Below are 26,005 nucleotides of genomic sequence, written 5' to 3'. Positions count from 1 at the left end.
AATGGAACCTGCCCCATGACAATAACAAGATCGTCACCTGCCGCTTTGTCGCCACTGGCTCTGGCCCTGTTGCTGGGCGGCCTGTCGCTTGCGAGCCTTGCCAGCGCCGCCGATGCCGACAAGGTCAGCTGGGAAGACATCGCCAACGACCATCTCAGTACGCAAAACGTTCTGCAATACGGCATGGGCACCAACGCCCAACGCTGGAGCCCGCTGGCGCAGGTCAACGACAAAAATGTCTTCAAACTCACCCCGGCCTGGTCGTACTCCTTTGGCGATGAGAAACAGCGCGGTCAGGAGTCCCAGGCCATCGTCAGCAACGGCGTGATTTACGTCACCGGCTCCTATTCCCGGGTATTCGCCCTGGAGGCCAAGACCGGCAAACGTCTGTGGACTTACAACCATCGCCTGCCGGACGACATCCGCCCGTGCTGCGACGTGGTCAACCGTGGCGCCGCGATTTACGGCGACAAGATTTTCTTCGGCACCCTGGATGCGCGAGTCATCGCGCTGGACAAGAACACCGGCAAAGTGGTCTGGAACAAAAAATTCGGCGATCACAGCAGCGGCTACACCATGACCGGTGCGCCAACGCTGATCAAGGATAAGGTCAGCGGCAAGGTGCTGTTGATTCACGGCAGTTCAGGTGACGAGTTCGGCGTGGTGGGCCGTCTGTTCGCCCGGGATCCGGAGACCGGCGAAGAAGTCTGGATGCGGCCTTTTGTCGAAGGGCACATGGGCCGCCTGAACGGCAAGGACAGCACGCCGACCGGCGACATCAAGGCGCCATCATGGCCGGATGACAAGACCACCGAAACCGGCAAGGTCGAAGCCTGGAGCCACGGCGGCGGCGCACCCTGGCAGAGTGCGAGCTTCGATGCCGAGAGCAACACCCTCATCGTTGGCGCCGGCAACCCCGGCCCCTGGAACACCTGGGCACGCACCGCCAAGGACGGTAACCCTCACGATTACGACAGCCTCTACACCTCGGGTCAGGTGGGTGTCGACCCGAGCACCGGCGAGGTGAAGTGGTTTTACCAACATACGCCGAACGATGCCTGGGATTTTTCCGGCAACAACGAACTGGTGCTGTTCGACTACAAGGGTCAGGACGGCAAGACCGTCAAAGCCACCGGCCACGCCGACCGTAACGGCTTCTTCTACGTAGTAGACCGCAACAACGGCAAACTGCAGAACGCCTTCCCGTTCGTCGACAACATCAGCTGGGCCAGCCATATCGACCTGAAAACCGGCCGCCCGGTGGAAAACGAAGGCAAGCGTCCCGCCAAGCCATTGCCAGGCGAAACCAAGGGCAAACCGGTGGAGGTTTCACCGCCGTTCCTGGGTGGCAAGAATTGGAACCCCATGGCCTACAGTCAGGACACCGGCCTGTTCTACATTCCCGCCAACCAGTGGAAAGAAGACTACTGGACCGAAGAAGTGAACTACAAAAAGGGCTCGGCCTATCTGGGCATGGGCTTCCGCATCAAGCGGATGTATGAGGACCACGTCGGCACCCTGCGCGCCATGGACCCCACCAGCGGCAAGGTGGTCTGGGAGCACAAGGAACGCTTGCCGCTCTGGGCCGGTGTGCTGGCGACCAAAGGCAATCTGGTGTTCACCGGGACCGGCGATGGCTTCTTCAAGGCCTTTAACGCTAAAACCGGGGAAGAGCTGTGGAGCTTCCAGACGGGTAGCGGCATTGTTTCCCCGCCCATCACCTGGGATCAGGACGGCGAGCAGTTCATTGGCGTGACGGTGGGTTACGGCGGCGCGGTACCGTTGTGGGGCGGCGACATGGCCGAACTGACCAAACCGGTGGCGCAAGGCGGATCGTTCTGGGTGTTCAAGATTCCGAGCTGGGACAGCAAGACAGCGGCCAAATAAACCGATCTCTGTAGGAGCCAACTTGTTGGCGAGGCTGCGTGTCAGCTACGCCGCTTCGCGAGCAAGCTCGCTCCCACGAATCGCATTAATCCTGCCCTGGAAAACCATCATGAACTACTTGCCCCTCATTCTGTTTTTCGCCCTGCCCTGCGCCCTGGCCACCGACGACGGTGAGCCGTTGGTGATCAACGGCTGCACTATCGCCGAAGCCAGCCAATGCCCGAATGCCGACCTGCGCGGCGCGGATCTGAGCAATCAGGACTTGCGCAAGATGAATCTGGCGGGCGCCGACCTGCGCGATGCCAATCTACGCCATGCCCGTCTGGATCTGGCCAATCTGGAAAAAGCCCGCCTGCAGAACGCCACGCTGACCCGCGCCAGCCTGCAACAGACCAACCTGCGTCTGGCCGACCTTGGCGGCGCGCAACTGCAAGCGGTGCAAGGCTGGGGCTTGTTCGCCCAGGGTGCGCAATTCGAAGGCGCCAACCTCAGCGCTGCCTATCTGCAATTCGCCCGTTTGTCCGGGGCGAAACTGCACAACGTCAACTTGCAGGCAGCGGATCTGGAGATGACCTTTCTCAACAAGGCCGACCTGCAGGGCGCGGACCTGCGCGATGCGAACCTTCAGGAGACCAAGTTCGGCGCGAGCAACCTGGCCAACGCCAACCTCACCGGTGCGCGGCACCCGTATGCCAATTTCCAGGACAGCAATATGCAAGGGTGCGTGGCGTGTCCAGGGGGTTGGGATGATTGAGGGATCGCAGATGAACCGTGGGAGCGGGGCTTGCTCGCGAATCGGCCGTAGGAGCGAGGCGTGCTGTAGGACCGGCTTTAGCCGGGAGGGCAATTGACGCCCTCGCGACTAAAGTCGCTCCTACGAAGACAGCCTCGGCCCAGACACATCCCTCACATAACTACCCGCATCACCCCGGTATCAATTGCCAGGTGCACCAGTTCCGCATGGGAACTGACCTGCAACTTGTTCTTGAGCAATGTCAGGTAATTGGAAACGGTCTTGGCGCTGATGCACAGGCGTTCGGCAATCACCCGCGAGGGCGTGCCTTTGGCGAGCATCAGGAAAATCTCCAGCTCACGCTGGGTCATGCTTTGCAGACGCGGATCGGCGCAATCCTGCTGCTGAGGATTGCAGGCCAGTTGCGTGGCCAGCGGTTGCTCGATGTAAGCGTGCCCGGCAAGGATTCGGCGCACCGCCTCGATCAGCACGTCGGGGGCCGAGCTTTTAGTCAGATAACCCGAAGCCCCGGCGTCCAGTGCCTGGCGCACCAGCGGCAGTTCGTCATGCATGCTGAAAAATAACACCCGCAGTTGCGGCAGGCGTTGTCGCAAGCGCCGGGTAGTTTCCAGACCGCTGATGCCCGGCAGGCCGAAATCCATGATCACCAGTTGCGGAATTTCTTCCTGCACACTCACCAGAGCTTCTTCACCGGTCGCCGCTTCGCGCACCTGCACCAGCGGCAACATCGCCCGCAGCAGACTGGCGTAGCCCTGCCGCACCACGGCGTGGTCGTCGACAATCAGAATATGCATTCAAGCCTCCAGGGGAATGTTCAGCGCCAGCGTCCAGCCGGCACCCGGTTGTGTCTCGATATGCAGTTCACCGCGCAGGCAGCGGGCGCGCTCGCGCATTGAATACAGGCCCACGCCGGGCCGCTGCGGTGGCATCGCGCCGCAGCCGTTGTCGCGAATTTCCATGACCAGTCGAGCGCTGAGCCGTCGCAGGCTGACCCGCACCTGACTGGCGTTGGCATGCCGCACCACATTGGTCAGCGCTTCTTGCAGCAGCCGGTACAGATGCGTTCTCGCAGCGGGGGTCAACTCGGGGAGTTGCGGGTCGACGAGCAGTACGCATTCAATTCCGTGAGCGCTACGCCAGTGCTCGGCCAGCAAGGTCATGGCCTCGGGCAGTGGCAGGTGCTGCAGCACCACAGGGTACAAATCCCGGATCAACGCCCGAAAGCCAAGCTGCAATTGCTCGCAATTGGCCTCCAGCCCCAGAGCGGTACTGCGCACCACATCTGACTGATCGGCCACCATGCGCAGCAGACAGGCCTGGGCGCGAATCCCGGCAAGGTATTGGCCAAGGTCATCATGCAGGGTCTGGGCGAGTCGCGTGCGCTCTTGATCCTGCACCGCGAGCAGCGCCTGGGTCAGGCGTCTGTTGTCCGCTTCGGTATGTTCCAGGGTGGCGGTCATGCGGTTGAAATGCCCGGCCAATTGTTGCGCCTCGGTATTGCCGTGCAGGGGCAGGCGCACGTGCAGTTCCCCCCGAGAAACCTGCTGCAAGGCTTTAAGCAAGTTATCGAGCACATGCATGCCGCGACATACGGCCCAGCGAATCGTCGACAGACTCACCACCAGCGCCAGGCCACACAGCAACAGCAATTGCTGCAATGAATCCCAGACTTCATCGATTTCATCACTGGGGTCGACGCCAAGCTGCACCCGCCGGCCATCACTGAGGTTGAGAACCCGCACTGCGTGGGTCTCGGCGGGGAACAGCCAGCGAGCAATCAAGGCATCCGCGCCGCTTTGCGTAATCACGTGTGGCGGCTCATCGGCGGCGAGCCAGATGACGCGCACATGGCGCAGGTGCTCACTCAGGCGCGGCTGGAGTGCGGCGGGCTGCTGTTCGGCGGTGTCACTCAGGTATTGCACCACGGCCTGGGCGGCGATCAGCTCGCGGTCGACATCGGCCACGGCCTGATGCAACAGCAGCCACAAGCAGGCCGCCGTGACCAGCGAGAAGAAACCGATCACCCAAAGGTTGATGCGCCAGAGTGCGGACATGACCTTGCCTTCTTATTATTGATATCCGCATGCTAAATCCCGGCAACAGCAGTCCGGCTACTACCTTGGTACTGGCAGACTGGTACTTTCTGCATATTTCCCCGCCCTCGCGGCGTTCCTATGCTGGCGCTACCCGTAACGGAGTGCCTCATGCGCCAGCTTTCCAGACCCGCCCTGCACTGCCTGCTTGCCCTTGCGGCGGCGGTCTTGTGGACAAGCCCAAGCTCGGCCGCCGATGAAACCCTGCAAGTGCGCATCGGTTATCTGGCCTTCGTGCCCGACCCCGGCCCGCTGTTATCGAATGTCATTCCTGAACCGGTGGATGCCGGATTGCGCGGCGCCGAACTGGCGATCATCGACAGCAACAGCACCGGGCGTTTCCTCAAGCACAGCTACAGCCTGGAAACCGCCAGCGCCGACAGTGCGCAGGCATTGCTGGAAAAAGCTCGCACGCTGCACGAGCAAGGTTTGCGGCTGTTTGTCGTCAACGCGCCGGTAGAAACCCTGCGCCAGCTCAGCGCTGCGTTGCCGGACAGTCTGCTGTTCAATGCCGGCAGCGCCGACGACAGCCTGCGCAGCAGCGCATGTTTGAGCAACGTGCTGCACACCTTGCCCAGCCGGGCGATGTTGACCGATGCGCTGGCGCAATTTCTCGCAGTTCGGCGCTGGAATCGCTGGCTGCTAATTGTCGGCCAGACGCCGGACGACCAGGCGTATGCGGCGGCCGTGCGCCGCGCCGCCAAGCGCTTCGGGCACACCATCGTCGCCGAAAAAAACTGGAGTTTTGACAACGACCAGCGCCGCAGCGCCCAGGCCGACATGCCGCTGTTCACCCAGACCGCCGAATACGACGTGGTGCTGGTGGCGGACGAACGTGGCGACTTTGGCGAATACGTGCCCTACCAGACCTGGTTTCCGCGCCCAGTCGCCGGCACCCAAGGCCTGACCTCGACGGGTTGGCACAAGACCGTGGAAACCTATGGCGCGGCGCAATTGCAGAAACGCTTCGAAGCCCTGGCCGGACGCTGGATGAATGACCGGGACTTTGCCGCCTGGATGGCCGTGCGCAGCATCGCCAGCGCGGTCAGCAAACTGCGCGGCACCGATCCACTGGAAATCCGCCGCCTGGAATTGAGCGACCAGTTGCCGCTGGACGGTTTCAAGGGCCGCAAACTCAGCTATCGCGCCTGGAATGGCCAGTTGCGCCAGCCAATTCCCATCGTCCAGCCCCGCGCCCTGGTCAGCACTTCGCCCCAGGACGGCTTTCTGCACCCGGTCACCGAACTCGACAGCCTGGGCTATGACAAGCCCGAAGTGAGCTGCACCTTCAACTGACGTTTTGCCGACAATTCCAACAATAAGGAACACGCCATGCGCCGCACCCTGATCGCCACTGCCTTGATGGCCGCCGCCCTTTCAACCCTCGCGGGGCAAAGCCTGGCGGCCACCGCCTGGGTGTCCAACGAAAAGGACAACAGCCTGAGCCTGATCGACATGGACAGCCTGAAAGTCACGCAAACCATTGCCGTCGGCATGCGTCCACGGGGTTTGCTGCTGTCCCATGACAACAAGCTGCTGTACATCTGCGCCAGCGACTCGGACCGGGTGCAAGTGATGGACGTGGCCACCCACAAAATCATCAAGGAGCTGCCTTCCGGCAAAGACCCGGAACAGTTCGCCCTGCACCCCAACAACCGCTGGCTGTATGTTTCCAACGAAGACGACTCGCTGGTGACGGTGATCGATACGGAGAACTCCAAGGTCCTGGCGCAGATCGATGTCGGCGTCGAACCCGAAGGCATGGCGGTCAGCCCCGACGGCAAGTGGGCGGTCAATACCAGCGAAACCACCAACATGCTGCACTGGATCGACACCAGCACTCAGACCCTGGCCGACAACACCCTGGTGGATCAACGGCCACGCTTCGTCGAGTTCAATCAGGACGGTTCGCAACTCTGGGCATCGGCGGAAATCGGCGGCACGGTGAGTGTGATCGACGTCGCCACCCGCAAGATCATCAAGACCCTGAACTTCAAGATCAAAGGTGTTCACCCGGACAAGGTGCAGCCGGTGGGCATCAAGATCGCCGCCAACGGCAAATACGCCTTCGTGGCCCTTGGCCCGGCCAACCATGTGGCGGTGATCGACGCCAAGACCCTGGAAATCGTCGATTACCTGCTCGTCGGTCGGCGGGTCTGGCAGATGGCGTTTACCCCGGATCAAAGCCAGTTGCTGACCACTAACGGCGTGAGTGGCGATGTGTCGGTGATCGACGTCGCCAGTCTCAAGGTAACCAAGTCGATCAAGGTCGGCCGTTACCCTTGGGGCGTGGTCGTGACCCCATGAGCGCACTGGAAGTCGACGACCTGAGCTTCGCCTACGGTCCTCGGGAAGCCTTGCGCCAGATCAGTTTCAGCCTCGCTCCGGGCCGCTTTGGTGCGTTGCTCGGCCCCAATGGCGCGGGTAAATCAACCCTGATCGCCCTGCTGACCCGGCTGTATGACCTGCAACGCGGCGAAATTCGCGTGGGCGGCTGTTCCCTGCGCCAGACGCCACGTCCGGCGTTGCGGCAATTGGGCGTGGTGTTTCAACAAAGTACGCTGGACCTGGATTTGAGCGTCGAGCAAAACCTGCGTTATCACGCCGCGCTGCACGGTATGCCGCGCCGCCACGCTATCGTTCGCGTCGCTGAGGAATTGGCCCGCCAGGGATTGACCGAGCGCAAGGCCGAACGGGTCCGCGCGCTCAATGGCGGGCATCGGCGCCGGGTGGAAATCGCTCGCGCCTTGCTGCATGAGCCACGCCTGTTGCTGCTCGACGAAGCCAGCGTCGGCCTTGATCCGGCCAGCCGTCTGGCGCTCAACCAGCACGTGCGCAGCCTGTGCCGCGAACAAGGCATCAGCGTGCTTTGGACCACGCATTTACTGGACGAAGTGCAGCCCGACGATGACTTGCTGATTCTGCATCAAGGACGCCTGGTGGCCTCGGGCAACGCCGGAGCCGTCAGCGCCGAACATGGTGGTGAACTGGGCACCGCGTTCGCACAACTGACTGTCACTTCCAGTACTGGAGCCACCGGACGATGAATGCTTATTGGCAATGTTTCAGCGGAATCGTCCTGCGTGAATGGCTGCGTTTCATTCTGCAACGCACGCGATTCCTCAGCGCCCTGGTGCGGCCATTGCTCTGGCTATTGGTGTTCGCGGCAGGTTTTCGCGCGGCATTGGGCATCGCCATCATCGAGCCCTACGACACTTACATCCCTTACGAGGTGTACATCATTCCGGGCCTGGCCTGCATGATTCTGCTGTTCAACGGCATGCAAGGCTCGTTGTCCATGGTCTACGACCGGGAAATGGGCAGCATGCGCGTATTACTCACCAGCCCGCTGCCACGCACGTTTTTGCTGGTGAGCAAGCTACTGGCCACGTCATTGATTTCGCTGCTGCAGGTGTATGCCTTTCTGGCGATTGCCTGGGTTTACGGCGTGCAACCCCCCGCATGGGGTTTGCTGGCGGCGCTACCAGCCTTGTTGTTGGTGGCGTTGATGCTCAGCGCGTTGGGTCTGTTGCTGTCGAATGCGATCCGCCAACTGGAAAACTTCGCCGGGGTGATGAATTTCGTGATCTTCCCGATGTTTTTCCTGTCGTCGGCGCTTTATCCACTGTGGAAGATGCAGGAGGCCAGCCAATGGCTGTATTGGCTGTGCGCGATCAACCCGTTCAGCCATGCGGTGGAGCTGGTGCGCTTCGCGCTTTATGAGCGTTTCAACCCACTGGCAGCGGCAGTTTGCCTGGGCTTGACGATCATTTTCACGGTGCTCGCCATCATCACTTTCAATCCCCAGCACGCCGCCGTCCGCAAGCCAGGGTAAAATCCGCAGGTCGCTCAGCGCAGCGTTTCTACTACTTTAGTACCGGTTTTGCTTTCTATCGTCGCATTCCCAAAGCGGCGGTTGTGCCTTGTAATGCAGGTCATAACAAGAAAGGAATAGCCGCCATGCTGCGTGCTTTGCGCTCAACCCTGCTAATGATGGTGCTTGCCACGACCATGCCCGCCCTCGCCCTGGCTGAAACCCCGCTGTTTTCCGCCGATGGCTTTCGCATTGCGTTGTATCGCAGCCCGACGCCCGTTCAGGTCGAGGGCGCGAGGATCATTGACACCGTGCAACTTCAGGCGCTTCTGGAACAACCGGCCAAACCAGTGCTGATCGATGTGTATCGCCGACAATGGCTGCAAGGTCGCTTCATCGAAGACGAACCTCATGCGAATCTGCCAGGCAGTCTGTGGCTGGCCAACACCGGCGACGGCGAACTGACGGCGCAATGGCAGGCTTATTTCGCCGACCATCTGCAACTGGCCAGCGCAGGTCACCGGGATTTGCCGATGGTGTTTTACTGCCGCGCCGATTGCTGGCTGAGCTGGAATGCGGTGAAACGCGCAGCGGCGCTGGGCTACAGTGATCTGTATTGGTATCGCGACGGTCTCGACGCCTGGCAGGCTGCCGGTTTGCCCGTCAAACCCGCGCAACCGGTGCCGCTGCCCTGACGCAAGCGCAACGAACCCGAAGCAACCATCAGAACAACAAGATATTCCATAAAAACAAGGTGAATGGCATGTACAAAATTCTAATAGCCGACGATCACCCGTTGTTTCGCGAAGCCATCCATAACGTCATCACTGACGGCTTCCCCGGCACTGAAGTCATGGAAACCGAGGATCTGGAAAGCGCCCTGGCCTTGACTCAGGAACATGACGATCTTGACCTGATCCTGCTGGACTTGAACATGCCCGGCATGCATGGCTTGAATGGCCTGATAAACCTGCGCAACGAAGCGCCGACCATCCCGGTGGTCATCGTTTCTGCCGAGCAGGACAAACAGATCGTCCTGCAGGCCATCACCTATGGCGCAGTGGGTTTCATCACCAAATCGTCGCCACGGCTGCAAATGACCCAAGCCATCGAGCAGATCCTCAACGGCAACGTTTATCTGCCTTCGGACATCATCCGCAGTCAGAAACCCGCCACCCGCCGACATAACAGCGAAACCCGAAGCTTCCCACCGGAACTGCTGCAAGCCCTGACCCGCAAGCAACTGCTGGTGCTGGAACGCATGACCAAGGGCGAGTCGAACAAACAGATCGCCTACACCCTGGAAATCGCCGAAACCACGGTCAAGGCCCATGTCTCTGCGATCCTGCGCAAGCTTAATGTGCACAACAGGGTGCAAGCCATTCTCAGTGCCGGAGACATTGATTTCGCGGCGTACCTGCGGCGCTGAGCCTTCCGGGCATCAAAGCATCACAAGGGCGCAAAGCCAATGCTGGTTAAAGCCGCCTGGCCCGCCTTGCCACTGATTTTACAAAGCCGGTGGCCGTCTTCGTATGCTCCTTGAGTAGCGTTCAATGGCTTCCTTGGGATGAAGCCTTGGTCAGCTTGCTCCTCAGCCCTGCCTCACCATCCCTTCGCACGCCTCTTCGATATCACTGGTTTGGGTGGGCCGAACCAGACGGCTCAACTCCTGACCGTCGCGCATGAATATCAGTGTCGGCCATAACTTGACACGAAACGAACGCCCTAGCGGTCGCCCGCTGCCGTCCTCGATTTTCAAATGCCGCACGTTGGGGTAATCGCGCAAGACCGTGCTGATCAGCGGCTGCGCCGCTTTGCAGTAACCGCACCAATCGGTGCCGAACTCGATCAGCGTCGGACCCTGCAAGGCGTCTACCTCGGCGCGCGTCGGTGCGGTGGTGGCGTAAAGCTGGCTGCTCATGGAATGTCTCCGATAGTGGGAATGCTCTGCTGTCGGTGGTCAATGTGACATGTGAACGACGCCATGGGCAGAGGGTTCCTTACTCGTGTTCAGACTCATCTGCGCATTTCTACCCTTGCGTGATCGGAAATATGGACTTACATTACGACCATAATATTACGACCGTAATCCATAAAATTCCGTCGCGGGCCAAGGCCGCGACGCACATCGGACTCCCACAGGTAACGTTGATGAACAGTTCACTTCAGGCCGATGTAACGGCCAACACCGCCGTCCCATCGCGCAACAAGTCGCCCTTGCTCAAACGCCTGTTGTTGCTGCTGGTGATCGTTGCCGCATTGGTAGTCGCGGTGGTATTTGGCCTGCACTGGTGGACGGTCGGTCGCTTCATTGAATCCACCGACGATGCGTATATCGGTGGCGACGTTACCGTGATTGGCCCCAAGGTGCCGGGCTATATCACCGAGTTGAAAGTCGTCGACAACCAGTTCGTCCACGCCGGTGACTTGCTGGTAAAGATCGACGACCGTGATTACCAGGCCGCGCTGCACAAAGCCGAAGGCGCAGTTGCCGCTCAGCAGGCGCTGCTGGCCAATCTGGATGCCACCGAAGAACTGCAACACGCCGTGATCGGTCAGGCCAAGGCTGGCATCGATGCCGCCAACGCCGAAACCGTGCGCTCTCGGGACGATCATGCGCGCTACAAAGAATTGGTAAGCCGCTCCGCCGTATCGGTAGAAAGCGCCCAGCGTGCTGACGCGACGTTCAAGACTGCACAAGCCAACGGCGCCAAGGCCCAGGCTTCGCTGCTCGCTACGCAGCGGCAACTCAATGTGATTGCCAGCCAGAAACAGCAGGCCCGCGCCGCCTTGATGCAAGCCGTGGCCGAGCGTGAGATGGCGCAGCTCAACGTGGCCTACACCGAATTACGTGCGCCGGTGGATGGCGTTATCGGCAACCGTCGGGCGCGAGTCGGCGCCTACGCAGCGGCTGGAAGCCAGCTGCTTTCCGTGGTACCCGCCAGCGGCTTGTGGGTCGACGCCAACTTCAAGGAAGACCAATTGGCGCACATGCTGCCCGGCCAACCGGTGACTATTCACGCCGACGTGCTGCCGGGTCGCGAGTTTCACGGGCATCTGGACAGCCTGGCCCCGGCGACCGGTGCACAATTCAGCGTACTACCACCGGAAAACGCCACCGGCAACTTCACCAAGATCGTGCAACGAGTGCCAGTTCGGGTCTTGCTGGATCAGAACGACAGCACGCTGGGCAGTCTGCGCCCGGGTCTTTCGGTTACCGCGCAAGTCGACACCAACGCCAAGGTCAGCATTCAGACTCCATCCGCACCGGTTGCTGCGGCTAATGTGAGCCGTGCGCCATGAGCACGGTCAGCGCTGCTGCTTCTGCGCAGCCTTTCGACGCGGCATCGATGCCCACCGCGCAAAAGGTTTTCGCCTTCGCCACCATGTGCGTGGGCATGTTCATTGCCCTGCTCGACATTCAGATTGTCTCGGCTTCGCTACGCGATATCGGCGGCGGGTTGTCGGCCGGCGCAGATGAAACCGCCTGGGTGCAGACCAGCTATCTGATCGCCGAAATCGTCGTCATCCCACTGTCCGGCTGGTTGTCCCGAGTGATGTCGACCCGCTGGCTGTTCTGCGCTTCGGCGGTGGGTTTCACCCTCGCCAGCCTGTTGTGCGGCCTGGCCTGGAATATCCAGAGCATGATCGCCTTTCGTGCCCTGCAAGGTTTTCTCGGCGGCTCGATGATCCCGATGGTATTTACGTCGGCGTTCATGTTCTTCACTGGCAAACAGAAAGTCATCGCCGCTTCGACCATCGGCGCCATCGCGTCCCTGGCGCCGACGCTGGGCCCGGTGATTGGCGGCTGGATCACTGATGTTTCGTCCTGGCACTGGCTGTTTTACATCAACCTGCTGCCGGGCATTTTTGTCGCGGTCGCCGTGCCGATGCTGGTGCGTATCGACAAACCCGACCTGTCCCTGCTCAAGGGCGCCGATTACGCGAGCATGCTGTTCATGGCGGTGTTCCTCGGCTGCCTGGAATACACGCTGGAGGAAGGACCGCGCTGGAACTGGTTCAGCGACAGCACGATTGTCGCGACGGCGTGGATTTCCGGGATCGCGGCGCTGGCATTCGTCAGCCGCACCTTGATCGTGGCCAACCCCATCGTCGATTTGCGCGCCTTGAAAGATCGCAATTTCGCCTTGGGTTGCTTCTTCTCGTTCGTGACCGGCATCGGCCTGTTCGCGACGATTTACCTGACACCGCTGTTTCTGGGTCGGGTGCGTGGCTACAGCGCGCTGGATATCGGCCTTGCGGTGTTCTCCACCGGCGTGTTTCAGGTGATGTCGATCCCGCTGTATGCGTTTCTCGCCAATCGGGTCGATCTGCGCTGGATTCTCATGGCCGGGCTCGCGTTGTTCGCCGTGTCGATGTGGGACTTCTCACCAATCACCCACGACTGGGGCGGCAAGGAATTGCTGTTGCCCCAGGCCTTGCGTGGCATTGCCCAACAATTGGCCGTGCCACCAGCGGTGACGCTTACCTTGGGCGGGCTGGCCATGGCGCGCCTCAAGCAGGCGTCGGGGTTGTTCAACCTGATGCGTAACCTCGGTGGCGCGATTGGCATCGCCGCCTGCGCAACGATTCTCAACGACCGCACCAATCTGCATTTCACGCGCATGGCCGAACACCTGAACAGCAGCAATGAAGCCATGAACCAATGGCTGAGCCAGGTGAGCGGCAATCTGGCCAGCCTTGGCCAGTCCGGCAACGACGGCATGACCGCCGCGCTGCATCAACTGTGGCTGCTGACGCTGCGCGAAGCCCAGACCCAAACCTATGCCGATGCGTTCCTGGCGATCATGGTCTGTTTCATCATCGCCACCGCCATGGTGCCGTTGATGCGCAAAATCGTTCCGCCCGCTGCGCCTTCTGCCGACGCTCACTGAGAAAACCACACCATGAAAACCGTGAATAGCACCCACAGATTGACCTTGAGCCTGCTGATGGGGGCGTTGGCCGGCTGCGCAGTGGACCCGGAATACCAGACGCCCGCGCCCATCGTCAGTGGCCCGTTCAGCCAGCAGACGTTGCTCGACCAGCGGATTGGCGAGACGCCCGCGCCGTCGCTGGACACCTGGTGGAACGGTTTCGCCGACCCGCAACTGACCCGGATCATCGAGCGTGTGCTGAAGCAGAATCTCGATCTGCAGGCCTCCATGGCGCGGGTCGAACAAGCCCAGGCCGCCGCCCGTGAAGCGGGAGCCGAACGTTTGCCCGAGGGCAATCTCGACGCCCGCGCCGTGCGTCAGCGCCAGTCCCAGGAAAGCGCGCTGGGCAAGATCGGCAGCACCTTTCCCGGCTACGAACGCAATCAGACGATTGAAACCATCGGTGCTGGCGCCAGCTGGGAGGTCGACCTGGCCGGGGGCCTGAAGCGCGGCGAACAAGCCGCCAGCGCCGAAGCCCAGGCAGCCGAGGCCAATCACACCGGCGTGCGAATTTCCGTGGCTGCCGAGGCTGCCGACGCCTACTTTCGGGTGCGCGGCGCGCAGCAACGCATCGCCTTGGCGGAAGACCAGGTACAGACCGAAGCGGCCTTGCTGGCGCTGGTGAATGATCGTTTCGGCAGCGGCTTGTCGACTCATCGCGAACAGGCCCAGGCTCAGGCGCTGGTCTTGCAGGCCCGCGCCACCTTGCCGCCATTACGCACCGAACTGGCGTTGCAGCTCAACCGGCTCGATGTGCTGATGGGCGCGCAACCCGGCACCTACGCCAACGAGTTGCTGACCCGCTCGCAAAGCTACAAGGTGCCGACCATCACCAACACCGACGGGCCTGCCAGCCTGCTGCGCCGGCGTCCCGACGTGATGGCGGCCGAACGCCGCCTGGCTGCATCCAGCGCACGCATCGGCGCGGCCATTGCCGAGTATTACCCGAAGGTCTCGCTGGCCGGATTGCTGGGGTTTGAAAGTCTGCACAGTGGTTCATTGATTGGCGCTTCGGCATTTCAGCCACAGGCCATTGTCGGTCTGCACTGGCGGCTGTTCGATTTCGGTCGGGTAGACGCTGAAGTCGCCCAGGCCAAAGGCGCCAACGCTGAGGCTCTGGCGCAATACCGCCAGTCGATGCTGCGCGCCACCGAGGATGTGGAAAACGCCATCGTGACCCTGACCGAACTGGAATCCCAGCACAAAGAAGTGGAACAGGAAGTCGCCGCCCACAAAGTCGCCCGCGACGCCGCACAGGATGCCTATAAAGGCGGGGCGATCAGTTTGGTGGAAGTGCTGGATGAAGATCGGCTGCTGCTGACCTCGCGGGATCAATTGGCGCAACTGCACGCCAATGACGCCCGGGCGGCGGTGGCCACATTCCGTGCGTTGGGCGGTGGCTGGCCGCAGACTGCCAGCCGCCGTGGTGGACACGGTGGGAGCGAGCTTGCTCGCGAATAGGTTCAGTATTTCAGCCGGAACCCTGCTGACCGTTCTGGTTGGCGGGGCTTTTGGTTGTGTGGGGGCGTGACTCAAATAAATGAATACCTGTAGGAGGGGACTTGTCCCCGAATGCAATTGCCCATGCGACGAGAGAATCCGAACATTTGGCGTCGCCTGAGCTGACGTATTCGGGGACAAGTCCCCTCCTACCGGATTTCCATTTGATGCTTACCCTTTGATAAACGCCAGCAACACCTGGTTGACCTCATCGGCCAAGGTCGTGCACAGGCCGTGGGGTGCGCCGGGGATGATTTTCAGGGTCGAGCCCTTGACCAACTCGGCGCTGCGCAGCGCCGAGGCCTTGATCGGCACGATCTGGTCGTCGTCGCCATGCAGAATCAGCGTCGGAATGTCGATTTTCTGCAGGTCTTCGGTGAAGTCGGTTTCCGAGAAGGCCTTGATGCAGTCCAGCTCGCCTTTGATCGAACCAAGCATGCCCATGAACCAGAACGCGTCGATGGTGCCCTGCTCCACTTTTGCACCGTCGCGGTTGAAGCCGAAGAACGGCACGGCCAGGTCCTTGAAGAACTGCGAGCGGTTGCCGAGTGTGCCAGCGCGAATACCGTCGAACACATCAATCGGCAAGCCTTCCGGATTCGCCTCGGTCTTGAGCATCAACGGCGGCACAGCGCCGATCAGCACAGCCTTGGCAACCCGTGAAGTGCCATGGCGCCCAAGGTAACGCGCCACTTCACCACCGCCGGTGGAGTGACCGATCATGATCGCGTCTTTCAAATCCAGTGCTTCGAACAGCTCCGCCAGGTCGTCAGCGTAGGTGTTCATCTCGTTGCCTTCCCACGACTGACCCGAACGGCCATGACCGCGACGGTCGTGAGCAATCACGCGATAACCCTGTGCACCCAGGAAAACCATCTGCGCATCCCACGCATCGGCATCCAGCGGCCAGCCATGAGAGAACACGATGGGCTGGCCGGTGCCCCAATCCTTGTAAAAAATCTCGGTGCCATCTTTGACTTTCAACAGGCTCATTGGATATTCCTCAGGTGATGAAGCGATGGGAGATGCGAAGACGTGAGGAAAGAGACTAGACGCGAATGAGGCGCAGGCATTGAACATATGTGCGGTATTTGATGGGTGGTTGCCGCCCGCTTTCGCAGGAACGAAATTGTTCGCGAGAGTGTATTACCGAGTTCGCAGAACCTGCGCCTCGCCAATAAGTTCGCTCTCATCAAACAACGCACAACCATTGAGGTGAAATGTTCGTTGGAGCGAGGCTTGCCCGCGAATCAGACGCCTCGGAGACCCAGTTCTACCAAGTCATCGTTCTTCGCGGGCAAGCCTCGCTCCAACAGGGCTAGTGTTTGCTGCGCGACAGCGCGGCGTCTGGACGACGAGGGATCTCCTACGGCGTGAGTCAGATAGCCATTCCATCCCGCCCCACAGCGACACCCTCCGGCAACTCGCTTTCATGCTCGATCAACCACGCATCCAGCGTATGCCCGACATGGGTCAGCACCGCCTTGGCAGGTTGCAGACGGTCGATGATATCCAGGGCCAGGTTCAGGTCGTTGTGGTTACGTGGGGTCTGCGGCTGCGGCGGCATGGAGCAGTCGAGGATCAACGCATCCAGCGATTCACGTTGCAGATAAGCGAAGGTCGCTTCGGGCAGGCCGACGGTGTCGGTGAGGTACGCGACGCGTCGTCCTTCCCCTTGCAGCAGGTAACCGAGCGTCGGTTTGGAATGCAGCAGCGGTAACGCCGTCACGCTCAAGGCACCGAGCTGACGGGCTTCAAACTCAATGAAAGGCTGGCTGAAATCCAGAATGCCCGGATGTTTGTACAGATCAGACAAACCTTCCGGGTCCACCGGGCCGTGCACCGGAATGACCAGTCCCTGGCCCCAGCGCAGATGCAGCAAACCCTGCGAGTGATCGGCGTGGTAATGGGTTTGCAGAATGCCGTTCAGGCTGCGCGGCGGGAATCGCTCGGTGAGGTCGGTCAGACCGCTGTCGACCAACCAGCGCTGATCGCCGCATTCGATCAGTGCGCTGCACGGCAGCCGCCGAAAGCGCTGGTCGGTATGCGCCAGTCCACAGGCCGCGCATTGGCAGCCGTAAACCGGCACTTGCCGGGCGTCACCGGTGCCCAGTAAGGTCAGGCGCATGCGTGCTCGCGGGCGATGCGCTGGATCAACTGTTCGACGCTGTGTTCAAGCGCGCCAGAGTTATCCAGGACAAAAACCCCTGGAGCCGACGCTTGCACGGCACCGGCGAATTCCGCGTTGCGCTGCAACCGCGCTTCGATTTCAGCCACCGATTCCCTGCCCCGCGCCAGCAACCGCTGACGCAAAGCCTGTTCGCTGACGGTCAGCAGCACCACCAGCAAATTGGGATAACGTTGTCGCGCCTGAGGCAGATAGCCCCGCGAACCGTTGATCAGCACGTCGGAGCCTTGCGCCAGCCATTCGTCGATCTCTTTGGGAATACCGTAATGCAAGCCGTTGGCCTGCCAGCTCAAGGCGAATTCGCCCTGCGCCTGCATCGCCGTAAATTGCTCGACACTCACCGCTTGCGCCGCCTCGCCGACGGCTTCCGCCGAACGGGTGATGACCCGGCGCACGATTCGACAGCCGCGCCTTGCCAGCTCATCGCGTGCCGCGTCCAGCAGGCTGTCCTTGCCCGAACCGGACGGTCCGATGAGATAGATCAACCTGCCAACCATCAATACACCCTCTTGCCTTGCCGCCACACGTGTTGAATCACCGGCAGCGCGTCCTGAGTCCGGACATGAACCAGGTCAGCGCGCAACCCGATACGAATTTCGCCCCGATCATCCAGCCCCGCCGCAATCGCCGGCGCTCGACTGACCATATTCACCGCCTGAGGCAGCGAGCAATTTGGCACCTGATCGGCCAGCGCGAACGCGGCCTGCAACAGGCTGGCCGGATAGTAGTCGCTGGAGAGAATATCCAGTAGCCCTACTTTGGCCAGACCCGCCGCCGCGACGTTGCCCGAGTGCGAACCGCCGCGCACCACATTCGGCGCGCCCATCAGCACACTCATGCCCAACCGCCGACAGCCCTCGGCCGCTTCCAGCGTAGTGGGAAACTCGGCGATGGTCATCCCGTAACGGGCCGACTCCTCGACATGGGCCAACGTGGCGTCGTCGTGACTGGCCACCGACAAGCCCCGCGCCAGGCAATCTTCGACGATGGCACGCCGATAGCTGTCGCTGTATTTCCGGGAGTTGGCGACCTGTTCGACGATGAATTCGTCCATCTGCGCCGTGCTCAGGTGGTACTTACCCATGTAGTACTCGCGGTACTTGGACTCCAGAGCGAACTGGCGCTGGCCCGGCGAATGGTCCATCACCGACACCAACTGGACCAGCGGCTGCTCCACCAGATCGCGGAACACGCTCAAGGTATCCGGATGGCAGACTTCACAGCGCAAGTGCAAACGGTGCTCGGCGCGGGTCAGCCCGGCCGCGTTGGCTGCAGCAATGGCTTCGAGCATCGCGGGCAGTTGCTGCATGCGCTTGCCCTTGGGGTTCACGTCGCCAATGGACAGCGCGTCAAACACGGTGGTGATGCCGGACGAGATGATTTGCGCGTCGTGACTGAGCACCGCCGATGCCGACGGCCAGTCCACGCCGGGGCGCGGCGACAGATGTTTTTCGAGGTTGTCGGTATGCAGCTCCACCAGGCCCGGCAGCAAATAGTCGCCGTGCAGGTCTTGCGCCTGGGGCAGCCTGCTGCGCCCTTCGCTGACCTCGGCAATCAGGCCGTTGCGCAACACCACGGTGCCAAGAAATACCTGTTCGGCGCCGACTACCTGGGCGTTGGTCAGAATCTGTTCAGTCAGCATTGCAGCAACTCCTTGGCGGTGAGTTCCAGTGGGGTCATGTTCAAATGGCGGTCAGCGACGGCTTCGCGAGCGGTACGGTCGTGGAAGATACCGATCAGCGCGGCTCCGGCCTGCTTGGCTTCGTTGATCAGTTCCAGCACCACCTGGCCGTTGGTGTCATCCAGCGAAGCCGTCGGTTCGTCCAGCAGCATCACTGGCCAGGGCACCATGAAACCCCGGGCGATATTGATCCGTTGCTGCTCGCCGCCGGAGAACGTTCCCGGTGCCAGTTGCCACAAACGCTGCGGAATGTTCAAGCGCGTCAGCAGCAGTTCGGCACGGGCCTTGGCCTCGACTTTGTTCCAGCCTCGGGCCAGCGCCGGTTCCATCACCACGTCGAGGGCGCAGACCCTTGGAATCACGCGCAGAAACTGGCTGACATAACCCAGGGTTTGCCGCCGTACCGCCAGCACTTGCCGCGGTTCGGCACCCACCAGTTCCAGCGGCTGCCCTTCATGCTGCACCCGAATGCTGCCGCCTGCCGGAAGATAATTGCCGTACAACGTGCGCAACAAGGTGCTCTTGCCCGCACCGGAATGCCCGTTGAGAACCAGGCATTCGCCGCCACGCACCGAAAAATTCAGGCCGCGCAGCACGTTGAGCACCACGCCGTTTTGTTGATGCAGGGTGAAAGTCTTCGAGAGGTCGCGGACCTCGATCAGGGTATTCATCAGGCTCATCCCAAAAGTCGCTTCACGGTTGCAGCACCGAAGACACCAGCAGCTGCGAATATGGATGCTGCGGGTCGTCGAGAATCTGGTCGGTCAGGCCGGTTTCGACGATCCGTGAAGCACGCATCACGATCAGCCGATCCGCCAGCAACCGCGCCACCGCCAGGTCGTGGGTGACAATCACCACCGCCAGATCCAGCTCACGCACCAGCCCGCGCAGCAGGTCGAGCAGCCGCGCCTGTACCGACACATCGAGCCCGCCCGTGGGTTCATCCATGAAAATCAGACGCGGGCTGGACACCAGATTGCGCGCGATCTGCAAGCGCTGCTGCATGCCGCCGGAAAACGTCCGTGGCAAATCGTCGATGCGCAGCGGGTCGATTTCCACCTGTGTCAGCCAGTCGATCCCGGCCCCGCGCAGTTGCTGATAATTGCGCATGCCCTGGGCCATCAGGCGCTCGCCGATATTGGCCCCGGCCGAAACGCCCATGCGCAGACCATCCCGGGGATTCTGCTCGACGAAGCCCCACTCGGTGCGCAGCAAGGTGCGGCGTTCGGCTTCGCTGGCGCTGTACAGGTCCAGCACATGGCCGTCCTTGCGCCGATAGTCGATACCGCCACGATCCGGTGGGCAACGTCCGCTGAGCAGCGACAACAACGTGGATTTACCGGAACCGGACTCGCCGACGATGCCCAGCACTTCACCGGGATACAGCTCGAAATTGACGTCCTGACAGCCCTTCTCCGGGCCATAGAGTCGCGTCAGGCCGCGAACCTTGAGCAGCGGCGATGCAGCGTCAGGGTTTGCCTGAAAGATCGGTGCGGCTTGTGCGCTGTTCATTGGCCGGTCTCCTGCTGCAAAACGCGCTGGGCGCAGTAATCGGTGTCGGAACAGACAAAACTTTGCGTGCCCGCGTCGTCGAGGATCAGCTCATCAAGGTAAGAGTCATGACTGCCGCAAATCGCGCAGTTGTGCTCCCAGCTCTGGATCTGAAACGGGTGATCCTCGAAATCCAGGCTTTGCACGCGGGTGAACGGCGGCACCGCGTACAGGCGCTTCTCGCGACCGGCACCGAACAACATCAGGGCCGGGCTCATGTCGAGTTTGGGGTTATCGAATTTCGGGATCGGCGACGGGTCCATCACGTAGCGCTCATCGACCATCACCGGGTATGCATAACTGGTGGCGATATGGCCGAAGGTGGCGATGTCCTCGTAAAGTTTCACGTGCATCACGCCGTAATCGTTGAGCGCGTGCATGGTCCGGGTTTCGGTTTCCGAAGGCTCGATAAAGCGCAATGGCTCGGGGATCGGCACTTGATAAACCAGAATCTGGTCGGCATGCAACGGGGTTTCCGGAATTCGGTGGCGAGTCTGAATGACGGTCGCCTCTGGAGTGCGCTCAGTGGTGGCGATGCCTGCGGTGCGGCCGAAAAAACGCCGGATCGACACTGCGTTGGTGGTGTCGTCCGCGCCCTGATCGATGACCTTGAGCACGTCTTCAGCGCCGAGGATCGCCGCCGTCAACTGCATGCCGCCAGTGCCCCAGCCGTAAGGCAACGGCATCTCGCGGCCACCGAAAGGCACCTGGTAACCGGGAATCGCCACGGCCTTGAGCAAGGCGCGACGGATCATGCGCTTGGTCTGTTCGTCGAGATAAGCGAAGTTATACGCTTCGTCGGGTTCCGGTCGGGCCGGTCGGGATGTCTGATAGGCATTCATGCGTGCGGCTCCTTGTGCGCAGGTGCGCGCAACTTGCGGATCAGCCCCAGTTCGGACTGGAAATCCACGTAGTGCGGCAGTTTCAGGTGCGAGACAAAACCGGCGGCCTCGACGTTATCGCAGTGGGCCAGAACAAATTCTTCCTGCTGCGCCGGTGACTGGATCTCTTCGTTGAACTCCTCGGCACGCAGCGAGCGGTCCACCAGCGCCATGGCCATGGCCTTGCGCTCTGCATGACCGAACGCCAGACCGTAACCGCGAGTGAACTGCGGCTGCTCGGTGCCGGAGCCGACGAACTGATTGATCATTTCGCATTCGGTGACTTCCAGCGTGCCGATGGAAATAGGGAAACCCAGTTCTTCGGGCTCGATCCACACCTCGACTTCGCCGATACGAATCTCCCCGGCGAACGGGTGATTGCGGCCATAACCGCGTTGGGTCGAATAGCTCAACGCCAATAGAAAGCCCTCGTCGCCACGGGCCAGCGCCTGCAAACGCTGGGCGCGGGTGGCCGGGTATTCCAGCGGCTCGCGGGTGATGTCAGCAACCGCTTCACCGTCATCCGCTTCGTTCTTGATCAAACCTTCCTTGGCAAGCAAGCCCAGCACACGCGGGCAAGGGGCCAGCGCCGCATCTTCCTGCACCTGCGGACCTGGATAGTTACCTTCGGCGAGCAGGCTGAAATCCAGCAGGCGGTGGGTGTAATCGAAGGTCGGGCCGAGCAGTTGCCCGCCCGGTACGTCCTTGAAGGTCGCTGACAGGCGGCGGTTGAGCTGCATGTTTGACGTGTCGATTGGCAAGCTGGCGCAGAAGCGCGGCAACGTGGTGCGATAGGCCCGCAGCAGGAAGATCGCTTCAATCATGTCTCCGGCCGCTTGCTTGATCGCCAGCGCCGCCAGTTGTTCGTCGTACAGCGAGCCTTCAGTCATGACCCGAGCCACGGCCAGCGGCAATTGCTGGCGGATCTGCTCGACGCTGAGTTCGGTAATGGAAGTATCGCCCCGGCGCTTTTTCGCCAGCAGCTTGTGGGCATTGTCGATGGCTTGTTCGCCACCTTTGACCGCGACGTACATCAGGCACGCTCCTGCACACGAGTGCTGCGTGGCAAACCGAGCAAGTCACTGCCGGCGAGGAAAAACACGTCCAGGCCACGGGGGAAATCGTTGTGGGTTTCCCGCTCCTGCCAGAACGCATCGTTGACCGGCAGCGCGACGCGGTTTTCCGTTTGGATACCCGGCCCGCGCCAGCTCAGCAGCGGTCCGCCGGACAGACTCGGCAGCTGGATCAACAAGGTGCAGGATTGATCAGGGTAACGGTCGTTGCCCAGATCGAAGCCGTGCAGATCATGCAGCTGACTGTGATCGAGCAAGGCGAAGCGTGCGTTCTGCCGCTCGCTGACAATCGGGCAGCCGCAATGGAAGGTCAGGTTGGCGCGAATGACCGGCGTATCAAACGCTGGCGCCAGCCACAACGGCGTGTCGATATCCAACAGCGCCAGACACAATGCATGAGTCGCCGACGCCAGGCCTTGCAGTGCCGGTGGCTGTTGCGCCGCCTGCAAAGGGTGAATCACGCCGGGACCGGCCAGCGCCTTGAGCGCCGCACGAAAACTGCGTTGCGCATCGAGCACAGGATCGGCGAATGCCGGTTGCAGAAGGGTTGCGCTCATCAGTCTTCTCCTCTGACCAGGGTAAAGAATTCCACCTTGCTGGCGGCGGTCTGTGCGTCTTGCTCGGCGCGTCGTGCGGCCTGAGTGCGAGCCAGCGGCTCGATCAGTTCGTTGAGCCAGTGCTGCTGTTGCGTGCCTTGCAGATGGGCGTCGGCCAGGGCGGCCAGTTCAGCCCGTGCCTTGTCGCGCCCGGCCAGATAACTGAAACCGGTGCGCCCGTCGGCGAGGCGCACCACGCAGCGGGTCACGCTCATTTCCCCGACGTTGAACGGCGCGCCGGTGCCGCCCATGCGGCCACGGACCAGAGTCATGCCGATTTCCGGGGCGCGAATCAATTGGTATTCGGCGTCGCGCAAGGCCGATTCATGGCGGTTCAAGTCGTCGCCACTGGCGCGGGCAAGCAGCCCGATCCAACGCTGGCGAGCGACGATGGCGGGGTCTTTTTCAGGGTTCATGTCTGGCGTCTCCATCATGTAATGACCTGATACTGGAAGCGGTCGGAGCGGCTGGTGGAACGGGACAGTTCCACCGGATTGCCGGCGTCGTCGCGAGAAACGGTGAGCACCGTGAGCACCGGTAAATGCCGGGGCATCATCAAAAGCCCGGCTTCTTCACGGCTTGGCAAACGTGAGCCGATCAGGCTCAGGATGCGCGTCAAAGGCAACTGGCGCGAAGCGAAGTACTGCCGCAATGAGCCGCTTCGATAGGCCGAAAGCATTTCACTGCGGCTGGCACAGAAACGATGCCGGATCAGGCTGACCGGCTGCCCGTCAAGACGGCGCAAGGTGTTCAGCTCGATCAGCGGCGCATGTTCGGCCACGCCCAGATGTTGAGCATCTTCGGCAGCCGCCAGGCATTCATTGCGATGCAAGAGCGTTGCTTCAACTCCCAGGCCCAGCGCCGACAATGACTGGCTGTAGGCACTGTCGGCCTGCACCGGGTAAATCAACCGACGCTCCAGCACTTGCGTGCCCTTGCCCTGGCGGCGCAGCACGCAGCCCTCTCGCACCAGTTCGTCGATGGCCCGGCGAATGGTGTGGCGGTTGACGGCGAAGCGCGCGGCCAGCTGGATTTCGGCGGGTAGATAATCCCCGGGGCGATAACCGTCCAGTTCGTTGCGCAAGGTGTCCGCCAGTTCGCGGTACACCGGCTCTGCTTGTCTAGACATTTCCATGATTAAAAAAAGCGCAGCAAAGCGCCCCTCTCCTCCTAGATGAACTGCTTGCGCAAGCGCTGGGACACGATGTCGATGGCGCTTACCACGACGATGATCACCAGCAATACCGCACAGGTCTGGGTGAACTGGAAGGCGCGGATGTTTTCCCAGAGGATCACACCGATGCCGCCCGCGCCGACCATGCCCACCACCGTCGCCGAGCGCACGTTGGATTCGAAGCGGTACAGCGCATAGGAAATCCACAGCGGCATGACTTGCGGGATCACCCCGTAGATCACTTCCTGCAAGGCACTGGCGCCGGTGGCGCGCACCCCTTCAACCGGTCCCGGATCGATGGCTTCCACGGCTTCGGCGAACAGCTTGGCGAGCACGCCGGTGGTGCTGATCCACAGCGCCAGGACGCCGGCAAATGGACCCAGACCCACCGCCACCACGAACAACATGGCGAAGACCATTTCATTGATGGAGCGGAAGGAATCCATGACCCGGCGCAACGGCTGGTGAATCCACCACGGGGTGATGTTGTCGGCGCACAAAATGCCCAGCGGCACCGAGCAGACAATCGCCAGCACCGTGCCCCACAGAGCGATTTGCACGGTGACGATCATTTCCTTGAGGTATGAACGCCATTCGTGGAAGTCCGGCGGGAAGAAATCGGCAGCGAAAGTCGCCATGTTCCCCGAGTCGCGGTACAGCGCCAGCGGGTTCATTTCGGCGCCATGCCAGGCCCAGGCCAACATCGCCAGGAACAAGCCCCAGCCCAGGTATTGCGGCCAGGTGCGCTTACCCACGGCCTGGACGTATGCAGCGTGCGTAGTGCTCGTCATAAATAGCTCTCGGTGGCCAGAAACGGGCGCGGCACAACACCGCGCCCGGTCAATCAACCGGCGGTGGCAGTGTTTTTCTTCTCAAGCTCGGTGATGCGGTCTTGCAGCTTGGTCAGGCCGGCGTCAATGTCTTTGAGGCGCTTGGCCTTTTCATCAGCATCCAGCGTGGTGCTGGCGACCACTTCGGTGCGCTGCTTGAACAGATCGAGTTGGCGGATCGGCAACAATTGGTCATCGCTGGACTTGAGGAACTTGCCCAGCTGCATGCCTTTGAGCACGGCTTTCTCTTCATCGGTGTTGCCGTAATCAGCGAAGAACTCACGAATCTTGGCTTTGTTTTCGTCCGAAAGCGCCTTGCTCCAGACCATCGGGTCGGCCGGGATCAATGGCGATTTCCAGATCACCTTGAGCTTGGCCGCCATGTCCGGCTGGGTGACTTCCAGACGATCCCAGCTCTCGGTATTGAAAGTGGCGACATCCAGTTGACCCTTGGCGACGCTGAGGGCGTTCACTTCATGGCTGGAGTTGAGCGTGCGCTTGAACGCCGTGGCGGCATCGACGTGGTTCTTGGCGAACACGTAGTAGCCCGGGACCAGATAGCCGGAGGTGGAGTTTGGATCACCATTGCCGAAGGTCAGGGTCTTGGCGTTCTTGAGCATGTCCTCGACCGAGTTGATAGGGCTGTCCTTGCGGGCAATGATCACGCTCCAGTAACCGGCGGCGCCATTGGCGGCAGCGGTCTGGGCAAAGATTTCACCGTTGGAACGGTCCACCGCTTCCATCGCCGCCTTGTTACCCAGCCAGGCCACGTCGACCTTGTTGAAGCGCATGCCCTGAATCAGCCCGGCGTAGTCCGAAGCAAAGGTCGCGTTGACCTTCAGACCGGTTTTCTTGCCCATGTCATCCAGAAATGGCTGCCAGATGCTTTTTAGGTTCTGCGACGATTCGGTAGACATGATGCCGAAGTTGATGACTTTCTCGTCGGCATGGGCAGTGCCCAGCAAGCAACTGCCGAGTAAAGCAGCAGATACAACGACGCGACCAATACGGTTCAACATGGAAGCACTCCTGAAGTGATGTTCATG

At 61.1% G+C, this 26,005-nt stretch carries 27 protein-coding genes; 11 read left to right on the top strand and 16 right to left on the bottom strand.

What is annotated here, in order from left to right; translation table 11 throughout:
* Nucleotides 1-15 precede the first annotated feature (15 nt).
* Both exaA and AFK24_RS17210 read left to right on the top strand, forming a co-directional pair.
* Entirely contained in the window at nucleotides 16-1,887 is a 1,872-nt protein-coding gene (gene exaA / locus AFK24_RS17215) for a quinoprotein ethanol dehydrogenase (RefSeq protein WP_065834341.1), read from the top strand.
* A gap of 109 nt (nucleotides 1,888-1,996) precedes the next feature.
* Nucleotides 1,997-2,641, top strand: coding sequence for a pentapeptide repeat-containing protein (locus tag AFK24_RS17210; RefSeq protein WP_065834340.1), 645 nt, complete (start codon nucleotides 1,997-1,999; stop codon nucleotides 2,639-2,641).
* A gap of 152 nt (nucleotides 2,642-2,793) precedes the next feature.
* Here the strand turns inward: AFK24_RS17210 and AFK24_RS17205 are convergent, their stop codons facing one another.
* Both AFK24_RS17205 and AFK24_RS17200 read right to left on the bottom strand, forming a co-directional pair.
* Entirely contained in the window at nucleotides 2,794-3,435 is a 642-nt protein-coding gene (locus tag AFK24_RS17205; protein WP_065834339.1) for a response regulator transcription factor, read from the bottom strand.
* The gene (locus AFK24_RS17200) at nucleotides 3,436-4,695 is read right to left on the bottom strand and encodes a HAMP domain-containing sensor histidine kinase (RefSeq protein WP_065834338.1); all 1,260 of its coding nucleotides are present in this window, start codon (nucleotides 4,693-4,695) and stop codon (nucleotides 3,436-3,438) included. It abuts the gene before it with no gap.
* A 150-nt stretch (nucleotides 4,696-4,845) separates the two neighbouring features.
* On the opposite strand from AFK24_RS17200, the gene AFK24_RS17195 reads away from it, so the two are divergent.
* From AFK24_RS17195 to AFK24_RS17170, 6 genes are all read left to right on the top strand, one after another.
* Nucleotides 4,846-6,030, top strand: a complete 1,185-nt coding sequence (locus AFK24_RS17195; protein WP_065834337.1) for an ABC transporter substrate-binding protein — start codon at nucleotides 4,846-4,848, stop codon at nucleotides 6,028-6,030.
* 36 nt (nucleotides 6,031-6,066) lie between these two features.
* Nucleotides 6,067-7,041 (top strand): YVTN family beta-propeller repeat protein, encoded by a 975-nt coding sequence (locus AFK24_RS17190; protein WP_065834336.1) that lies wholly within the window; start codon nucleotides 6,067-6,069, stop codon nucleotides 7,039-7,041.
* On the top strand, nucleotides 7,038-7,781 hold the full coding sequence (locus AFK24_RS17185; protein WP_065834335.1) for an ABC transporter ATP-binding protein: 744 nt from the start codon (nucleotides 7,038-7,040) through the stop codon (nucleotides 7,779-7,781). Before AFK24_RS17190 ends, AFK24_RS17185 begins: the two co-directional genes overlap by 4 nt.
* Complete coding sequence (locus AFK24_RS17180; RefSeq protein ID WP_065834334.1) at nucleotides 7,778-8,569, top strand: ABC transporter permease; 792 nt, start codon at nucleotides 7,778-7,780, stop codon at nucleotides 8,567-8,569. Before AFK24_RS17185 ends, AFK24_RS17180 begins: the two co-directional genes overlap by 4 nt.
* A 125-nt stretch (nucleotides 8,570-8,694) precedes the next feature.
* Nucleotides 8,695-9,243, top strand: a complete 549-nt coding sequence (locus AFK24_RS17175; protein WP_065834333.1) for a PQQ-dependent catabolism-associated CXXCW motif protein — start codon at nucleotides 8,695-8,697, stop codon at nucleotides 9,241-9,243.
* A gap of 68 nt (nucleotides 9,244-9,311) precedes the next feature.
* Entirely contained in the window at nucleotides 9,312-9,977 is a 666-nt protein-coding gene (locus AFK24_RS17170; RefSeq protein ID WP_065834332.1) for a response regulator transcription factor, read from the top strand.
* A 162-nt stretch (nucleotides 9,978-10,139) separates the two neighbouring features.
* Here the strand turns inward: AFK24_RS17170 and AFK24_RS17165 are convergent, their stop codons facing one another.
* Nucleotides 10,140-10,469, bottom strand: a complete 330-nt coding sequence (locus tag AFK24_RS17165; protein ID WP_065834331.1) for a thioredoxin family protein — start codon at nucleotides 10,467-10,469, stop codon at nucleotides 10,140-10,142.
* Between the two features lie 230 nt (nucleotides 10,470-10,699).
* On the opposite strand from AFK24_RS17165, the gene AFK24_RS17160 reads away from it, so the two are divergent.
* From AFK24_RS17160 to AFK24_RS17150, 3 genes are read left to right on the top strand one after another with little or no spacing between them, the layout of a single operon-like run.
* Nucleotides 10,700-11,851: an HlyD family secretion protein gene (locus AFK24_RS17160; protein ID WP_065834330.1), complete on the top strand. Its 1,152-nt coding sequence runs from the start codon at nucleotides 10,700-10,702 to the stop codon at nucleotides 11,849-11,851.
* The gene (locus AFK24_RS17155) at nucleotides 11,848-13,443 is read left to right on the top strand and encodes a DHA2 family efflux MFS transporter permease subunit (RefSeq protein ID WP_065834329.1); all 1,596 of its coding nucleotides are present in this window, start codon (nucleotides 11,848-11,850) and stop codon (nucleotides 13,441-13,443) included. Before AFK24_RS17160 ends, AFK24_RS17155 begins: the two co-directional genes overlap by 4 nt.
* A gap of 12 nt (nucleotides 13,444-13,455) precedes the next feature.
* A complete protein-coding gene (locus AFK24_RS17150) occupies nucleotides 13,456-14,946 on the top strand; it encodes an efflux transporter outer membrane subunit (RefSeq protein ID WP_065834328.1) in 1,491 nt (496 codons plus the stop codon).
* Nucleotides 14,947-15,156: 210 nt separating this feature from the next.
* Here AFK24_RS17150 and AFK24_RS17145 read toward each other — a convergent pair whose 3' ends face one another.
* The 13 genes from AFK24_RS17145 to phnD all read right to left on the bottom strand — a co-directional run bounded on the left by AFK24_RS17145 (nucleotide 15,157) and on the right by phnD (nucleotide 25,978).
* Nucleotides 15,157-15,978, bottom strand: a complete 822-nt coding sequence (locus AFK24_RS17145; RefSeq protein ID WP_065834327.1) for an alpha/beta fold hydrolase — start codon at nucleotides 15,976-15,978, stop codon at nucleotides 15,157-15,159.
* 385 nt (nucleotides 15,979-16,363) lie between these two features.
* Nucleotides 16,364-17,113 carry a phosphonate metabolism protein PhnP gene (phnP, locus tag AFK24_RS17140; RefSeq protein ID WP_065834326.1) on the bottom strand — a complete coding sequence of 250 codons (750 nt, stop codon included), beginning with the start codon at nucleotides 17,111-17,113 and terminating at the stop codon, nucleotides 16,364-16,366.
* Nucleotides 17,104-17,670 (bottom strand): phosphonate metabolism protein/1,5-bisphosphokinase (PRPP-forming) PhnN, encoded by a 567-nt coding sequence (gene phnN / locus AFK24_RS17135; RefSeq protein ID WP_065834325.1) that lies wholly within the window; start codon nucleotides 17,668-17,670, stop codon nucleotides 17,104-17,106. Before phnN ends, phnP begins: the two co-directional genes overlap by 10 nt.
* Nucleotides 17,670-18,815 (bottom strand): alpha-D-ribose 1-methylphosphonate 5-triphosphate diphosphatase, encoded by a 1,146-nt coding sequence (locus AFK24_RS17130; protein WP_065834324.1) that lies wholly within the window; start codon nucleotides 18,813-18,815, stop codon nucleotides 17,670-17,672. The genes phnN and AFK24_RS17130 overlap by 1 nt, the downstream gene beginning before the upstream one ends.
* Entirely contained in the window at nucleotides 18,809-19,525 is a 717-nt protein-coding gene (phnL, locus tag AFK24_RS17125) for a phosphonate C-P lyase system protein PhnL (protein ID WP_065834393.1), read from the bottom strand. The genes AFK24_RS17130 and phnL overlap by 7 nt, the downstream gene beginning before the upstream one ends.
* Before the next feature lie 22 nt (nucleotides 19,526-19,547).
* Nucleotides 19,548-20,366, bottom strand: a complete 819-nt coding sequence (gene phnK, locus AFK24_RS17120; RefSeq protein ID WP_065834323.1) for a phosphonate C-P lyase system protein PhnK — start codon at nucleotides 20,364-20,366, stop codon at nucleotides 19,548-19,550.
* Entirely contained in the window at nucleotides 20,363-21,247 is an 885-nt protein-coding gene (locus AFK24_RS17115) for an alpha-D-ribose 1-methylphosphonate 5-phosphate C-P-lyase PhnJ (RefSeq protein ID WP_065834322.1), read from the bottom strand. The genes phnK and AFK24_RS17115 overlap by 4 nt, the downstream gene beginning before the upstream one ends.
* Nucleotides 21,244-22,320 (bottom strand): carbon-phosphorus lyase complex subunit PhnI, encoded by a 1,077-nt coding sequence (locus AFK24_RS17110; RefSeq protein ID WP_065834321.1) that lies wholly within the window; start codon nucleotides 22,318-22,320, stop codon nucleotides 21,244-21,246. Before AFK24_RS17110 ends, AFK24_RS17115 begins: the two co-directional genes overlap by 4 nt.
* On the bottom strand, nucleotides 22,320-22,916 hold the full coding sequence (gene phnH, locus AFK24_RS17105; protein ID WP_065834320.1) for a phosphonate C-P lyase system protein PhnH: 597 nt from the start codon (nucleotides 22,914-22,916) through the stop codon (nucleotides 22,320-22,322). The genes AFK24_RS17110 and phnH overlap by 1 nt, the downstream gene beginning before the upstream one ends.
* Nucleotides 22,916-23,371: a phosphonate C-P lyase system protein PhnG gene (phnG, locus tag AFK24_RS17100; RefSeq protein WP_065834319.1), complete on the bottom strand. Its 456-nt coding sequence runs from the start codon at nucleotides 23,369-23,371 to the stop codon at nucleotides 22,916-22,918. The genes phnH and phnG overlap by 1 nt, the downstream gene beginning before the upstream one ends.
* 14 nt (nucleotides 23,372-23,385) lie before the next feature.
* On the bottom strand, nucleotides 23,386-24,090 hold the full coding sequence (gene phnF, locus AFK24_RS17095; protein WP_065834318.1) for a phosphonate metabolism transcriptional regulator PhnF: 705 nt from the start codon (nucleotides 24,088-24,090) through the stop codon (nucleotides 23,386-23,388).
* A gap of 35 nt (nucleotides 24,091-24,125) precedes the next feature.
* Nucleotides 24,126-24,920, bottom strand: a complete 795-nt coding sequence (gene phnE, locus AFK24_RS17090) for a phosphonate ABC transporter, permease protein PhnE (RefSeq protein ID WP_020289826.1) — start codon at nucleotides 24,918-24,920, stop codon at nucleotides 24,126-24,128.
* A 53-nt stretch (nucleotides 24,921-24,973) separates the two neighbouring features.
* Nucleotides 24,974-25,978, bottom strand: coding sequence for a phosphonate ABC transporter substrate-binding protein (gene phnD / locus AFK24_RS17085; RefSeq protein ID WP_065834317.1), 1,005 nt, complete (start codon nucleotides 25,976-25,978; stop codon nucleotides 24,974-24,976).
* Between the last annotated feature and the right edge of the window lie 27 nt (nucleotides 25,979-26,005).

The organism is Pseudomonas syringae (assembly GCF_001698815.1).
Classification (GTDB): Bacteria; Pseudomonadota; Gammaproteobacteria; order Pseudomonadales; family Pseudomonadaceae; genus Aquipseudomonas; species Aquipseudomonas syringae_A.
This window is presented reverse-complemented; position numbering and strand designations above follow the sequence as displayed.

Bases quoted from the DNA above. Each gene is read 5' to 3' on its own strand.
- exaA (WP_065834341.1), top strand. From the start codon at position 16: ATGACAATAACAAGATCGTCACCTGCCGCTTTGTCGCCACTGGCTCTG.
- AFK24_RS17210 (WP_065834340.1), top strand. From the start codon at position 1,997: ATGAACTACTTGCCCCTCATTCTGTTTTTCGCCCTGCCCTGCGCCCTG.
- AFK24_RS17205 (WP_065834339.1), bottom strand. From the start codon at position 3,435: ATGCATATTCTGATTGTCGACGACCACGCCGTGGTGCGGCAGGGCTAC.
- AFK24_RS17200 (WP_065834338.1), bottom strand. From the start codon at position 4,695: ATGTCCGCACTCTGGCGCATCAACCTTTGGGTGATCGGTTTCTTCTCG.
- AFK24_RS17195 (WP_065834337.1), top strand. From the start codon at position 4,846: ATGCGCCAGCTTTCCAGACCCGCCCTGCACTGCCTGCTTGCCCTTGCG.
- AFK24_RS17190 (WP_065834336.1), top strand. From the start codon at position 6,067: ATGCGCCGCACCCTGATCGCCACTGCCTTGATGGCCGCCGCCCTTTCA.
- AFK24_RS17185 (WP_065834335.1), top strand. From the start codon at position 7,038: ATGAGCGCACTGGAAGTCGACGACCTGAGCTTCGCCTACGGTCCTCGG.
- AFK24_RS17180 (WP_065834334.1), top strand. From the start codon at position 7,778: ATGAATGCTTATTGGCAATGTTTCAGCGGAATCGTCCTGCGTGAATGG.
- AFK24_RS17175 (WP_065834333.1), top strand. From the start codon at position 8,695: ATGCTGCGTGCTTTGCGCTCAACCCTGCTAATGATGGTGCTTGCCACG.
- AFK24_RS17170 (WP_065834332.1), top strand. From the start codon at position 9,312: ATGTACAAAATTCTAATAGCCGACGATCACCCGTTGTTTCGCGAAGCC.
- AFK24_RS17165 (WP_065834331.1), bottom strand. From the start codon at position 10,469: ATGAGCAGCCAGCTTTACGCCACCACCGCACCGACGCGCGCCGAGGTA.
- AFK24_RS17160 (WP_065834330.1), top strand. From the start codon at position 10,700: ATGAACAGTTCACTTCAGGCCGATGTAACGGCCAACACCGCCGTCCCA.
- AFK24_RS17155 (WP_065834329.1), top strand. From the start codon at position 11,848: ATGAGCACGGTCAGCGCTGCTGCTTCTGCGCAGCCTTTCGACGCGGCA.
- AFK24_RS17150 (WP_065834328.1), top strand. From the start codon at position 13,456: ATGAAAACCGTGAATAGCACCCACAGATTGACCTTGAGCCTGCTGATG.
- AFK24_RS17145 (WP_065834327.1), bottom strand. From the start codon at position 15,978: ATGAGCCTGTTGAAAGTCAAAGATGGCACCGAGATTTTTTACAAGGAT.
- phnP (WP_065834326.1), bottom strand. From the start codon at position 17,113: ATGCGCCTGACCTTACTGGGCACCGGTGACGCCCGGCAAGTGCCGGTT.
- phnN (WP_065834325.1), bottom strand. From the start codon at position 17,670: ATGGTTGGCAGGTTGATCTATCTCATCGGACCGTCCGGTTCGGGCAAG.
- AFK24_RS17130 (WP_065834324.1), bottom strand. From the start codon at position 18,815: ATGCTGACTGAACAGATTCTGACCAACGCCCAGGTAGTCGGCGCCGAA.
- phnL (WP_065834393.1), bottom strand. From the start codon at position 19,525: ATGAATACCCTGATCGAGGTCCGCGACCTCTCGAAGACTTTCACCCTG.
- phnK (WP_065834323.1), bottom strand. From the start codon at position 20,366: ATGAACAGCGCACAAGCCGCACCGATCTTTCAGGCAAACCCTGACGCT.
- AFK24_RS17115 (WP_065834322.1), bottom strand. From the start codon at position 21,247: ATGAATGCCTATCAGACATCCCGACCGGCCCGACCGGAACCCGACGAA.
- AFK24_RS17110 (WP_065834321.1), bottom strand. From the start codon at position 22,320: ATGTACGTCGCGGTCAAAGGTGGCGAACAAGCCATCGACAATGCCCAC.
- phnH (WP_065834320.1), bottom strand. From the start codon at position 22,916: ATGAGCGCAACCCTTCTGCAACCGGCATTCGCCGATCCTGTGCTCGAT.
- phnG (WP_065834319.1), bottom strand. From the start codon at position 23,371: ATGAACCCTGAAAAAGACCCCGCCATCGTCGCTCGCCAGCGTTGGATC.
- phnF (WP_065834318.1), bottom strand. From the start codon at position 24,090: ATGGAAATGTCTAGACAAGCAGAGCCGGTGTACCGCGAACTGGCGGAC.
- phnE (WP_020289826.1), bottom strand. From the start codon at position 24,920: ATGACGAGCACTACGCACGCTGCATACGTCCAGGCCGTGGGTAAGCGC.
- phnD (WP_065834317.1), bottom strand. From the start codon at position 25,978: ATGTTGAACCGTATTGGTCGCGTCGTTGTATCTGCTGCTTTACTCGGC.